The sequence below is a fragment of the Streptomyces sp. NPDC013187 genome (assembly GCF_042899705.1).
GTDB lineage: Bacteria > Actinomycetota > Actinomycetes > Streptomycetales > Streptomycetaceae > Streptomyces > Streptomyces hawaiiensis_A.
In genome coordinates, this window is sequence record NZ_JBIBAF010000005.1 from 167,235 (window position 1) to 179,841 (window position 12,607).

Below are 12,607 nucleotides of genomic sequence, written 5' to 3' on the forward strand. Positions count from 1 at the left end.
CACCTTCGCGGCACGGGCCCCGCCACCGGCGTCGGCGGTACCACGGGTATCGGCACCCACCTTCGCGGCACGGGCCCCGCCACCGGCGTCGGCGGTACCACGGGTATCGGCACCCACCTTCGCGGCACGGGCCCCGCCACCGGCGTCGGCGGTGGCCCGCCCCTCCGCCACGGCCCCCGCGGCACGCGCGTCGGCGTCATCCGTCGTTGCGCCGGAACGTGCCGGCCCGGGTGGCGGCACGGCCGGAGTCCTACGGGGGCCCAGGCGCCCGGCGCCGGCTTCGGCCGGGGCGCCCCGGCCGGGATGCGTCGAGCCTCGGGCGGCATCCATGCCCGAGTCGGCCGCCGTGGCCGACGCACGGCCTTCCGCGAGAGCTCCGCGTACCCGCGCCGCACCCGCCGCCGCGTCACCGGGCGGGCCGGAGGGCGCGACGGCCTCAGCGCGGCCAGTGCCCTCGGCCGCCGCGTCCAGCTCCGCTGCCGAGTCGGCCTGCGACCACCGCTCGCCCCTGGCCCCCGCGTCCATCGCCTCGTTCGCCAGCCGGTCGGCGTGCTTGTTCTCGGCCCTCGGCATCCACTCGTACGTGACCCGCCCGGGCGGGAAGACCCGGGCCGCCTGCGCGGCCAGGGGCTTCATGTCGGGGTGCTTGATCTTCCAGCGGCCCGACATCTGCTCGATGACGAGCTTGGAGTCCATGCGGACGTGGACCGTCGCGTCCGGGTCCAGCGCGTGGGCGGCGCGCAGGCCGGCGAGGAGGCCGCGGTACTCGGCGACGTTGTTCGTGGCGACGCCGATGTACTCGGCGGTCTCCCGCAGGGTCTCCCCGCTCGCCGCGTCGCTGACCACGGCCCCGTAGCCGGCCGGTCCCGGGTTGCCCCGCGACCCGCCGTCGGCCTCGACGATGAACTCCCGCACCGGAAGGGCTCCCTGAAGGCCTAGAGGCCGGACTCGGACGTGCGCACCAGGATGCGGCGGCAGTTCTCGCAGCGGACGACCGTGTCGGGCGCCGCCTTGCGGATCTCGGCCAGCTCGGTGATGGCGAGCTCCTGCCGGCAGCCCTGGCAGCTGCGCGCGTACAGCTTCGCCGCGCCGATGCCGCCCTGCTGCCCGCGCAGCTTGTCGTAGAGCTTGAGCAGATCGGCCGGGATGGACCCGGCGATGACCTCGCGCTCCTTGGTGACCGTGGCGACCTCGCCGTCGATCTCCTCGAAGGCCGCGTCGCGGCGCGCGGTCGCGTCGTCGATCTTCGACTGGACGGAGGAGACGCGCTCGGTCAGCTCGGCGACCCGCTCCTGCGCGGACTCCCGGCGCTCCATGACCTCCAGCACCACGTCCTCCAGATCGCCCTGCCGCTTGGCGAGGGAGGCGATCTCGCGCTGGAGGTTCTCCAGGTCCTTGGGGGAGGTGACGGCGCCCGAGTCGAGGCGCTGCTGGTCGCGGGTGGCGCGCTGGCGCACCTGGTCCACGTCCTGCTCGGCCTTGGTCTGCTCGCGGGCGGTGTCGCTCTCCTCGGTCTGCGCGGCCACGAGCAGGTCGCGCAGCTGGGTGTGGTCCTTGGTCAGCGACTCGATCTCGGCGTGCTCGGGGAGCGACTTGCGCTTGTGCGCGAGCTGCTGGAGGCGGACGTCGAGGTCCTGGACGTCGAGGAGACGGATCTGGTCGGCGGGCGCGGCGTTCAGTTCGGGGCTCCAAGGGGATCAGAAGGGGGCGAGGCCGCGTGCGCGGTCCAGGGGTCGGTGACCGTCTTCGAGACGTGGACGCGCAGGTCCCATCCGTGGCGGTCGGAGATCTCGTCGAGCTGACTCGCGGCCAGCTCGCACCAGGGCCACTCGGTGGCCCAGTGCGCCGCGTCGAGCAGCGCGAGGGGGCTGTGGGCGCGGGCCTCGGAGACGGGGTGGTGGCGCAGGTCCGCGGTGAGGAAGGCGTCGACACCGGCCGCGCGTACGTGGTCGAAGAGGCTGTCGCCGGAGCCGCCGCTGACGGCGACCGTGCGCACGAGCGCCTCGGGGTCGCCGGCGACGCGGATGCCCTGCGCGGTGGCGGGCAGCCGCTCGGCCGCTCGGGCGGCGAACTCGCGCACGGTCACCGGGTGGTCCAGCGCGCAGAGGCGGCCCAGGCCGCGGCGGCCCTCGGGGTCGGTGGGGTCGGGCACGAGCGGCCCGGTGATCCGCAGGTCCAGCGCGCCGGCGAGGGCGTCGGAGACGCCCGGGTCGGCGGTGTCGGCGTTGGTGTGGGCGACGTGCAGCGCGATGTCGTTCTTGATGAGGGTGTGCACGACACGGCCCTTGAAGTGCGTCGCCGCGACCGTCGTGGTGCCGCGCAGGTAGAGCGGGTGGTGGGTGACGAGCAGGCCGGCGCCCAGTTTCACCGCCTCGTCGACGATCTCCTGGACCGGGTCGACGGCGAACAGGACCCGTGTGATCTCCTGGTCCGGGTCGCCCGCGACGGTGCCGACCGCGTCCCAGGACTCGGCCCGCTCGGCGGGCCACAGGGTCTCCAGCGCGGCGATGACTTCAGACAGACGGGGCACGGGAGCAAGGCTACCCGCCTGATCTGTGGCGTTGCACCGCCGCCGCCCGCTCCCGGCACCCATCGCCCCGCTCAGCACAATCGCCCCCTTTTCCTCAGGCGAATCGTTCCTGGAACACCCTTATGTGTGAAGCCCGCTGCCGCGGAATTCCACGCTCCTGCTGGCGAACTACCTTCGTCACTGGAGGTGACCGATCGATGACGGTCTGTGCTGTCGAGCCTTCGGCGGGATTCGAGAACGGTGACGAGAACGGTGACGAGTACGGCGGCGGGGGTGTCAGCGGGGACGGGCCCGCGCCGGCCGGCTGCACGTTCACCGCGGACGGCGCCTATGGCGCGCGTCTCGCGTCGGCCGGCGGCTCCTGGTTCCCGGAGCGCTGGACCCTGGACGGTCCTGAGCCGTACGCGGTGCCCCTGCCGCGCAACCAGCCGGAGGAGCCCGGCACCGAGGTGCAGCCGATGGCCGACGGGCGGGTGCTCATCCACCGGGTGGTGGGCGGGCGGCACGCCTTCTCGCTGCTGTACCCGACCGGCCCGGGCACCGGAGAGCTGCCGCTGGGTGCGGTCGGCTGCCCGGACCGGTCCGCCCGGCTGCGGCTGCTGCCACCCGCCCCGGACGGCGAACGGGCCTACGCCCTCGCCGTCGGTCCGCGTACGACGTCGGTGTGGCTGGTGGCGGGCGGCGCCTTCGGGCCCGAGCGGCTGGCGGAGCTGCCCGGCCGCTGCTCGGGCGGGGTCTGGCTGGACCGGTCGGGACGGCTGCTGGCACTGGACCGGGAGACCGACGGTCGCACCAAGGCCGTCGTGGTGGACCTGGAGTGCGGCGGTGAGGTGTCGCCGCTGCTGCAGATCGCCGCCGACAGCGACGACCGGGTGCTGCTCGCCGACCACGACAGCGGGCTGCTGATCGTCCGCTCGGACGCGCCCTCGCCGGGGCAGGGCCGGCTGGGCTGGGGGGTCCTCGGCAGCACGCTCCCGGTGCGCTTCCCGAAGTGCCTGCGGGTGCCGGACTGCTCCGTCACACCGTTCGCCATCCAGCCGGGCCAGGTGCTGACGCCCGAGAGTTGCGCGGTGGCGTTGCGGGTGGACGGGCCGACGGGCAGCTGGGTCGGTGTCTGGCGTCCCGCCGAGCGACGGGTGCACCATCTCCGAGCGCCCGAGGGGTGGTTGACGGGTGCGGGCCTGTGGACGCCGGAGGGGGTGCTGCGGCTGCCGTACGCGACGCAGGCCGTGCCGTGCGGGGTGGCGCAGGTGAGCGCGCCGCCCGCCGCCGCGCCGGAGACCGGGGCCGCGCCGGGCCCGCGGCCGGAACAGGAGCCGCAACAGGAGCGGCCGTCGCGACCGCAGCCGGCGGCCCCGCCGCCGGGACACCCAGGACGGCTCACAGCACCGGGCGAGCCTCGCCCGCCGGCCCCGTCCGCCCGGCCTCCGGCGCCCTCGGCAGCACGTCCTGTGCCGCTTCGGGAAGCGCCGTTGGGACGCCTTGTAACGAACTAGTGCCGGTTGGCGTGGCCGCCTGGATCCGAGGTCAGGGGTGCCGGTTAGACTCACCCGGCTGTAAAAAAGATCATGTTACGGGGTGAATTCCATCCGATGAGCGACGCCAGCACGAACCAGCCGAGCCATGCCGACGTCCGGCAGCCCTCCTCCGGCCCCGGCCGGCACCGTGGTGAAGTCTCCGCCCAGGACGGCGAGACGGCTCCGCGCGGACGTCACCGCAAGCCGGTGGCGGAGACCGAGCAGGCCGTGACCGCGGCCTGACGGCACGCCGGTCACCAGACGGAGAGCGGCCCTTCCCGCCACAAGCGGGGAGGGCCGCTCCGCGTCTGTCGCCGTGTGTCACCGTCTGTGACCCGCTTTCACCCGCGTTTCAGACCCAGGACCTCCGCCGCGGCGAACGTCTCCCCCGCCGGCCGGTCGGCGTAGTACGGGCCGAGGACGGCCTCCAGTTCGTCGTAGGTGAAGGTGTCCTGCTTGCTGTCGAATCTGGCGGCGACCCGCGGCCGTTCGACGACGGCGACCATCCCGCCGTGCACCACGAGGAGCTGCCCGTTGACGTGGGCGGCGGCGGGTGAGGCCAGATAGCCGACGAGCGGGGCGACGTGCTCGGGGGCGAGCGGGTCGAGGCCGTTGCCGGAGGGCTGCTCGACGCCCGCGAAGACGTCCTCGGTCATCCGGGTGCGGGCACGGGGGCAGATGGCGTTGGCCGTGACGCCGTACCGGGCGAGGGCGAGGGCGGTGGAGGTGGTGAGGCCGACGATCCCACCCTTGGCGGCCGCGTAGTTGGGCTGGCCGGCGGAACCGGCGAGGAACGCCTCCGAGGAGGTGTTCACGATCCGCCCGAACACCGGCTCCCCGGCCCGCTTGGACCGCTCCCGCCAGTGCGCGGCGGCGAACCGGGTGGTGTTGAAGTGACCCTTGAGGTGCACACGGACGACGGAGTCCCACTCCTCCTCGGCCATCGAGAAGACCATGCGGTCGCGCAGGATGCCCGCGTTGTTGACGAGGATGTCGAGCTTGCCGTACGCGGTGACGGCCGACTCGACGAGCGCGCGGGCCTGCGCGAAGTCGGAGACGTCGCCGGTGTGCGCGAGGGCGCTTCCGCCCGCCGCGCGGATCTCGGCGGCGACCTCTTCGGCGGGCCCGGCGGACGCCTCGCCCGAACCGTCGCGGCCGGGCTGCCCGTAGTCGTTGACGACCACGGCGGCACCGAGCCGGGCGAGCTCCAGCGCCTCGGCCCGGCCGAGCCCGCGACCCGCGCCCGTAACGACGGCGGACAGCCCTTGAAGTGGCAGTGACATCGGTGGAGTCCTCAGATCTCTATGCACGTACGCAGGGCGGTCCCGGTGCGCATCTGGTCCAGCGCCTCGTTGATGTCGGCGAGCGGCACCCGGTGGGTGATCAGGCCCGCCAGGTCGATGCGGCCCGCGCGCCACAGGGCGATGGTGCGTTCGTAGGAGGTCAGCACGTCACCGCCGCCGTACATGGACGGCAGGATCCGCTTCTCGTCGAAGAACAGCTCGAACATGTTGAGCTGGAGGAAGTCGTCCATGGCGCCCGCGCCGACGATGACGAGGGTGCCGCCGCGCCGGGTGTTCTCGTAGGCGGTGCGGGCGGTGGCGGACCTGCCGACGACCTCGAAGACGTAGTCGAAGCCCTCGCCGCCGGTCACCTGCTGTTTGGCGTCGGGCAGTTCCTCCGGGGAGACGGCGCGCGACGCGCCGAACTTCAGTGCCGACTCGCGGCGTGAGGCCACCGGGTCGACGGCGACGATCTCGGCGGCGCCCTTCAGCCGGGCCCCCTGGATCGCGGAGATGCCGACGCCCCCGCAGCCGATGACGGCGACCGACGAACCGGCCTCCACATCGGCCGTGTTGAGCGCGGCGCCGAGGCCGGTGGTCACCCCGCAGCCGATGAGGGCGGCGATGTCGAAGGGCACGTCGTCGGGTATCGGCACCGCGCAGCCGGCGTCGACGACGACCTCCTCGGTGAAGGTTCCGGTCCCGGCGAAGCCGAAGACGTCCCCGCCGGGGCGCTTGAAGTTGGGGGTGCCGGCGTTCATGAACCCGGCCAGGCACAGCTGGGTCTGTCCGCGTTTGCAGGCGGGGCAGGCGCCGCAGGCGGGCAGCCAGCACACCACGACCCGGTCGCCGGTCTTCAGCCGGCCGACGCCCTCGCCGACTTCGAGGATCTCTCCCGCCCCTTCGTGGCCGGGTACGAAGGGCCCGGGCTGCGGGAGCACCCCGCTCATCGCGGACAGGTCCGAGTGGCACAGCCCCGTGGCGCGCACCCGGATCCTGACCTTGCCGGGCCCGAAGCCCACCGCCTCGACGTCGTCGAGGACCTCCAGCTTGTCCTGGCCGATCTCGTGCAGTACGGCTGCGCGCATGGTGCGGGCTCCCCTCGTACGGCGTGGTGGTTCAGGTGTGTTCGACGACGGTGTCGGCGAGGACGGGAGCGTCCTCACGCTCGACGGCACCGACGGTGACCCGGGTGGAGCCGGGCATGTGCCACATGCGGATCCGCAGGGTCTCCCCCGGGTACACGACCCCGGCGAAACGGGTGGCGTAGGACCGCACCCGGGTCACGTCCCCGCCGAGCAGGGTGTCGACGACCGCCTTGAGCGTGATGCCGTAGGTGCACAGGCCGTGCAGGATGGGCCGCTCGAATCCGGCGACCTTGGCGAACTCCGGGTCGGCGTGCAGCGGGTTGAAGTCGCCGGAGAGGCGGTAGAGCAGGGCCTGGTCGTCGCGGGTCGGCCGTTCCAGGGTCCGGTCGGGTTCCCCGGCGGGGGGTTCGAGGCGGGCGGAGGGGCCGCGGTCGCCGCCCCAGCCGCCCTCGCCGCGAATGAAGATCTGGGCGTCGTTGGTCCACAACGGACCATCGGTGCCGGCGACTTGGGTGCGCAGCACGAGGACGGCCGCGGTGCCCTTGTCGTACACGGCGGCGATCCGGTTGGTCGCGGTGGCGGTGCCCGTCGCCGGGATGGGCCGGTGGATGGCGAGGCTCTGGCCGCCGTGCAGGACGCGGGCCAGGTCGACGTCGATGCCGGGCATGGACAGCCCGCCGGTGACGCCGGGCTTTCCGCCGCCGGCGACGGTGGCGAAGCTCGGCAGGACGTGCAGCCGGGTCTCCAGGGTGTAGCGCAGTTCGTCGGGGTCGGTGGCGGGGCTGCCCGCGCCGATGCCCAGGTGGTAGAGCTGCACGTCCTTGGCGTCCCAGGAGAGTTCACCGGTCCGGGGTGCGGCGGCGAGCGCCTTGGCTGCGTCGATGGGCATGGGGCTCCTGATCGCCGGAGGAAGGACCTCGGTACGGCCGTCCGCACCGTCGGCCGCACCGAGGCCGTCTGGGACCGGACCGGGACGCGAACTGAAACGCGTTCCAGTGCCGCGCCCTCTGTATAGCTGAGGCCCCATCAGTTGTGAAGGCTCCTGACGTCGTGTCAGATCGGCGTGGTGATGACATTTGTCCTGCCGCGGTCCGTACAAGCGCACCTGCCGCGCGGCGCGGCGGGTCCGTAACGTCGTCGCCGTGACACGCGGGCCCGGCGGTCGTGCCGTTCGCCGGCGCGGTCGGGACGAAGGAGGGGGAGATGTCCTGGAGGGACAAGGTCAGGTGCCGGTTCGAGGCGATGCGGTCGGATGTCCGCGAGGCCCGGGAGCACCAGCGCTACTACCGGGCGAACAAGGACCGGCTCAAGGCCGAGTGGCGGGCGGCCCGGGAGGCGGGCGGGCCCGACGCGGCCGCCGCCGGCCCGCCGCCCACCGGCTTCACCCTGCTGCCGTGGCTGCTGATGGGGATGGGCGCGTTCTCCAACCTCTTCCAGGGCCGCGCCGCGGATCCGTGGATCGGTGGCCTGGGCCTGCTGACCTTCAACAGCCTGTACATCTACGTGGCGTTCCGCTCGTTCGACAAGCGGAAGCGCGAAGCCCCGTCCACCCGGGTCGCACTCGCCCTGCTGGCGGCCGTGACCTGCGCGCTCGCCGCCGGTTACGGCGGCAACTGGCTGCCGTTCTTCCCCCTGCTCGGCCTGGCGACTGGCGCGGCCCTGCGGCTGAGGCACCTGCGGCCCGCCGGTACGGTCCTGGCGGTGCTGGCGGGTGCGGTGGCCTGGTTCCACGACGGCTGGGGCGGCCTCGACATCGCGTACGCCACCTGGATCTCCACGATGGTGACGGCCGCGATCATGCGACTCTCCGAGGCGGTGCGCGAACTGCGCGCCGCCCGTGAGGAGCTGGCCCGCCGGGCGGTCGAGAAGGAACGGCTGCGCTTCTCCCGCGACCTGCACGACCTGCTCGGGCACACGATGTCGGTGATCGTCGTGAAGTCGGAGGCGGCCCGGCGGCTGGCCGGCCGGGACCTGGACGCGGCACTGGCCCAGATCACGGACATCGAGGCCGTGGGCCGGCAGGCCCTGACGGAGATCCGCGAGGCCGTGAGCGGCTACCGGCGGGGCAGCCTGGCCGCGGAGCTCGACCGGGCGCACTCGGCCCTGACGGCGGCGGGCGTCACGCTCGTGGTGAGCCGCTCCGGCCCGCCTCTCGGGCCGCAGACGGAGGCACTGCTGGGCTGGGTGGTCCGGGAGGCGGTCACCAACGTCGTCCGGCACAGCGGTGCGGGCCGCTGCGAGATCACCCTGGCGGGAAGTGGGGAGCGGGTGCGGCTGACGGTGTCGGACGACGGGGGCGGGGCCGCCGCCGGGGACACGGTGTCCTCCTGCGGCGCGGCACTCACGGACTCCGGCGGCAGGGCGGACTCCGACGGCACGGGGCTCACCGGTTCCGCCCGCACAGGGGGCGACTCCGCCCGCACAGGGGCCGGTTCCGCCCGCACAGGGGTCGGCTCCGCCGGAACAGGGCTGACCGGCCTGACGGAACGGCTCGCGGCGGCGGGTGGTTCGCTGACCGCGGGGCCGCGGACCAGGGGCGGCTTCGCGGTGGCGGCGGAGCTTCCGGCGGACGCCGCGGAGGAGCGGCCGGAAGGGCGGCCGGAGGGGCGGCCGGAGGGGCCGGGGGCGGCGGGCTTCCGCGGCGACCCGGACGTGTACGTTGGCCGGTGGTCCGCGCGGCCACACGTCGAGGCCGCCGGCAACGGGTAAGGACTCCAGGGGAACGGGAGCACATGGGACGCGTCGCCGTCATCACCGCGCCGAACATCGGGTACCGCAACACGGGCATGCTGACCGTGGACTTGGCGTTCGAGTCCCTGCGGCGGCGGATGGACACCGCGTTCGACGCCACCTGGTACACGCTGCACACGCCGGAGACCGTGCCGCTGCGCGAGGGTGCGCGCGGCACCGCCTTCCCGTTCCGCTTCCATCCGCTGGCCGAGCACCTCGGCGCACTCCGCGACCATGACGCCGTCGTCTTCTGGGGCGACTTCCTGCACACCCGGCACTACCTGGCGCAGGACGCGACGAACCGCCTGCTCGACTTCGGTTTCGCCACGGACCGGGACGACGCCCGGGCACAGCTGAACCGGGCCCTGCTCCTCGCCGACCAGCCGGACGAAATCCTCGCACGGACCCTCAGCTACGGCGGGACGATCCTGCACAACACGCAGTCCGACTACGAGGACAAGGAGTACGGCCCGCTGTTCTCCCGCCTGGTGACGCGCAGTCACCGGATGTGGGTGCGGGATCCGCTCTCGGCGGCGAAGATCGCGCATCTGCGCCGGGACCGTACGACCGACCACTTCGGTGCGGACGCGGCGCTGCTGTCCCGCCCCGGCGACCTCGGCCACCTCCCGACCTCGCAGTGGTCCCGTTCGGTGCCCGAGGGCGGTGCCATCGGCGTCTTCCTCGGTGCCCGTACGCCGATCCCCGACTGGCTGCCCGCCTTCTGCCAGGGCCTGTCCGACCGTCTGGGCGCCCCGCTGGAGTGGCTGCCCTGGTTCGACCGGGACGTCCCCGCCGCGGTGAGCCACATCGCGGCCCGACCGGGGAGCCCCACCGTCGGCGATCTGGTCGGGGTGCTGCCCCGCTACCGGCTGGTCATCACGGACACGTACCACCTGGCCGTCAACGCCTGGGGCGCCGGTACCCCTGCGGTGTGCGTCGGCGCGCCCGAGCCGACCCCCAAGACGCACGACGACTACCTGACGCTGAGCGATGTGAAGAAGCACGTCTTCCACATGGCGTACGACGCGACGGACTTCTACCTGACCACCCAGGAGGGGCACGGGCAGGACCTGGACCGGATCGCCGGCCTCCTGGAGGGCGGCGGCGCCGATACGGTCGCGGCGCGCATCCGCGACCACGCGGACCACTCCGCGGCGTCCTTCATGCGGACGCTGGCCTCACTGCTGGACACGGCCCGTCCCACCCCGGGCCCATGACCGCCCGGCCCATCCGCGTGCTGCTCGCGGAGGACCAGGGCATGATGCGCGGTGCGCTCGCGCTGCTGCTGGGGATGGAGGACGACATCGAGGTCGTCGCTCAGGTGGCGACAGGAGACGCGATCCTGGACGCGGCCCTCGCCCACCGTCCGGACGTCGCCCTCCTCGACATCGAACTCCCGGGCAGGAGCGGTCTGGACGCCGCAGCGGACCTGCGCGCCCGGGTCCCCGACTGCCGCGTGCTGATCCTCACGACCTTCGGCCGCCCCGGTTACCTGCGCCGCGCCATGGAGGCGGGAGCGGCCGGCTTCCTGGTCAAGGACGGCCCCGTGGAGGAACTCGCCGCCGCCGTCCGCCGGGTCCTGGCGGGCGAGACGGTCGTCGACCCCGCCCTGGCCACCGCCGCCCTCAGCGCGGGCCCCAACCCCCTCACGGCCCGCGAGAGCGACGCGCTCAAGGCCTCCGCGGACGGCGCGACGGTCGCCGACATCGCCGCCAGGCTCCACCTCTCGGAGTCCACCGTCCGCAACTACCTCTCCTCCGCGATCGGCAAGACGGCCACCCGCAACCGCATGGAAGCCCTCCGCGAGGCCCGCCGCCAGGGCTGGCTGTAGCCCCGAGCCGCTCACGGCGCCTGGGCCGCCCGACGTGGCAGCCACACCCACATCAGCACCACCCCCGCCGTCAGGACCCCGGCCCCCACCCGGAACGCGAGTGCATAGCCCTCGGTGAGGGCCTGAGGAGTCGTGCTGCCCGCCGACTCGGCCGCCGCCAGGGTGGACAGGACCGCCAGGCCCAGGGAACCGCCCATCGTGCGGGACGTGTTGACGAGGCCGGAGACCAGGCCCGCCTCCTCGGGGGCGGCGCCGGACGTGGCCAGGGAGGCGAGGGGGGTCGCCGCCAGGCCCGCGCCGAGCATCATCAGGACGCCGGGGACGAGGATCGCCGTGGCGTAGGAGCCGTCGGAGGTCATCGTGGACTGCCAGGCGAATCCGGCCACGGCGACGAGGGTTCCCAGCGCGGCGACGTTGCGCGGGCCGACCGGACGCATCAGGCGCGGTGCGAGCTTGGAGCCGAGGATGACGGCGAGGGAGCTCGGGACCAGGGCGAGGCCGGCCTCGATCGGGGTGTAGCCGAGGACGTTCTGCGCGTAGAGGGTCATGAAGAACCACATGCAGAACATCGCCGAACCGCATAGGAACATCGAGGTGTTGGCCGAGGAGACCGAGCGCACGCGCAGCAGGCCGAGCGGCATCAGCGGGCTCGCCGTGCGGGCCTCGACCGCCAGGAACGCCCCGAGCAGGGCAAGTCCGGTGAGCAGCGGCAGCAGGGTGGCCGGTGCCGTCCAGCCCGCCGCCTCCGTCTGGGAGATGCCGTAGGCCAGCGTGCCGAGACCGGCCGTGACGAGCAGCGCGCCCGGCAGGTCGAGCCGGCGGCCGTCCCCGGCGCGGCCCTCGGTGAGGAACCAGGCGGCGGCGCACAGCACCACGGCCCCGACGGGCACGTTGATCAGCAGCACCCAGCGCCAGGAGAACGTCTCCACCAGCAGCCCGCCGACCAGGCCGCCCGCCGCGCCGCCGCCGGCCCCGACGGCCGTCCAGGTCCCGATGGCCCGGGCCCTCGCGGCGCCCTCCGGCACCGACGCCGTGAGGATCGTCAGCGTAGAGGGCGCCAGCACCGCCGCGCCGAGCCCCTGCACGGCCCGCGCCGTCAGCAGCTGCCAGTCGTCCTGGGCGAGCCCGCCGGCCGCCGAGGCCAGGGTGAACAGGCCGAGCCCGATGAGGAACATCCGCTTGCGGCCGTAGAGGTCGCCGGCGCGTCCGCCGAGCAGCATGAATCCGGCGAAGGCGATGGCGTAGGCGTTCACCACCCACTGCAGGCCCTGCTCGCTGAGCCCCAGTCCGGTCCGCATCGACGGCAGCGCCACGTTGACGACGGACACGTCCAGCACGACGAGGAACTGCCCGGCGCACGTGAGCGCCACCACGAGCCACATCGGCGGCGCTCCGCGCGGACGCAGCCGGGACAGTCGGGGGAGCCGGGGTATGCGGGGGCGTCGGACGGTGGCGGCATCGGCGGATTCGAGCATGGGTGTCATGCTCTCAACCCGCTTGCACCCCTTGCATCGGGATTTCGCAGGGCCCGGTTCCCCGTCCCGGGACCTAGACCTGCGGACAAACCCCCGCGGAAGCCCCCGCAATCCCCCACCAGGACCAAGGAAAGGTCAAGTTTTCGTTAGGGT

At 73.6% G+C, this 12,607-nt stretch carries 12 protein-coding genes; 5 read left to right on the forward strand and 7 right to left on the reverse strand.

From position 1 onward, the window contains the following. The 3 genes from ACFY5B_RS11980 to ACFY5B_RS11990 all read right to left on the reverse strand — a co-directional run. Positions 1-915, reverse strand: a 915-nt coding sequence (locus ACFY5B_RS11980) for a reverse transcriptase-like protein (RefSeq protein ID WP_389967992.1), incomplete at its 3' end; no start/stop codon positions are given. A 20-nt stretch (positions 916-935) separates the two neighbouring features. Beyond that, positions 936-1,679, reverse strand: a complete 744-nt coding sequence (locus tag ACFY5B_RS11985) for a zinc ribbon domain-containing protein (RefSeq protein WP_389968495.1) — start codon at positions 1,677-1,679, stop codon at positions 936-938. Beyond that, entirely contained in the window at positions 1,676-2,530 is an 855-nt protein-coding gene (locus tag ACFY5B_RS11990) for a Nif3-like dinuclear metal center hexameric protein (protein WP_389967994.1), read from the reverse strand. Before ACFY5B_RS11990 ends, ACFY5B_RS11985 begins: the two co-directional genes overlap by 4 nt. A gap of 197 nt (positions 2,531-2,727) precedes the next feature. Here ACFY5B_RS11990 and ACFY5B_RS11995 point away from each other — a divergent pair, with 197 nt between their 5' ends. Next, the gene (locus ACFY5B_RS11995) at positions 2,728-4,026 is read left to right on the forward strand and encodes a hypothetical protein (protein ID WP_389967996.1); all 1,299 of its coding nucleotides are present in this window, start codon (positions 2,728-2,730) and stop codon (positions 4,024-4,026) included. Between the two features lie 96 nt (positions 4,027-4,122). After that, the gene (locus tag ACFY5B_RS12000) at positions 4,123-4,290 is read left to right on the forward strand and encodes a hypothetical protein (RefSeq protein WP_389967998.1); all 168 of its coding nucleotides are present in this window, start codon (positions 4,123-4,125) and stop codon (positions 4,288-4,290) included. Positions 4,291-4,388: 98 nt separating this feature from the next. Here the strand turns inward: ACFY5B_RS12000 and ACFY5B_RS12005 are convergent, their stop codons facing one another. From ACFY5B_RS12005 to ACFY5B_RS12015, 3 genes are read right to left on the reverse strand one after another with little or no spacing between them, the layout of a single operon-like run. Next, positions 4,389-5,330: a 3-oxoacyl-ACP reductase gene (locus tag ACFY5B_RS12005; protein WP_389968000.1), complete on the reverse strand. Its 942-nt coding sequence runs from the start codon at positions 5,328-5,330 to the stop codon at positions 4,389-4,391. A gap of 11 nt (positions 5,331-5,341) precedes the next feature. Continuing rightward, positions 5,342-6,418 (reverse strand): Zn-dependent alcohol dehydrogenase, encoded by a 1,077-nt coding sequence (locus tag ACFY5B_RS12010; protein ID WP_389968002.1) that lies wholly within the window; start codon positions 6,416-6,418, stop codon positions 5,342-5,344. Positions 6,419-6,449: 31 nt separating this feature from the next. Then, a complete protein-coding gene (locus ACFY5B_RS12015; protein ID WP_389968004.1) occupies positions 6,450-7,307 on the reverse strand; it encodes a MaoC/PaaZ C-terminal domain-containing protein in 858 nt (285 codons plus the stop codon). A gap of 314 nt (positions 7,308-7,621) precedes the next feature. Between ACFY5B_RS12015 and ACFY5B_RS12020 the strand changes: the two genes are divergently transcribed. From ACFY5B_RS12020 to ACFY5B_RS12030, 3 genes are read left to right on the forward strand one after another with little or no spacing between them, the layout of a single operon-like run. Further along, on the forward strand, positions 7,622-9,127 hold the full coding sequence (locus ACFY5B_RS12020) for a sensor histidine kinase (RefSeq protein ID WP_389968006.1): 1,506 nt from the start codon (positions 7,622-7,624) through the stop codon (positions 9,125-9,127). A gap of 23 nt (positions 9,128-9,150) precedes the next feature. Continuing rightward, entirely contained in the window at positions 9,151-10,365 is a 1,215-nt protein-coding gene (locus ACFY5B_RS12025) for a polysaccharide pyruvyl transferase family protein (protein ID WP_389968008.1), read from the forward strand. Beyond that, complete coding sequence (locus ACFY5B_RS12030; protein ID WP_389968010.1) at positions 10,362-10,979, forward strand: response regulator; 618 nt, start codon at positions 10,362-10,364, stop codon at positions 10,977-10,979. The genes ACFY5B_RS12025 and ACFY5B_RS12030 overlap by 4 nt, the downstream gene beginning before the upstream one ends. A gap of 11 nt (positions 10,980-10,990) precedes the next feature. On the opposite strand, the gene ACFY5B_RS12035 is transcribed toward ACFY5B_RS12030, so the two are convergent. Then, positions 10,991-12,463 (reverse strand): MFS transporter, encoded by a 1,473-nt coding sequence (locus ACFY5B_RS12035; protein WP_389968012.1) that lies wholly within the window; start codon positions 12,461-12,463, stop codon positions 10,991-10,993. Positions 12,464-12,607 lie beyond the last annotated feature (144 nt).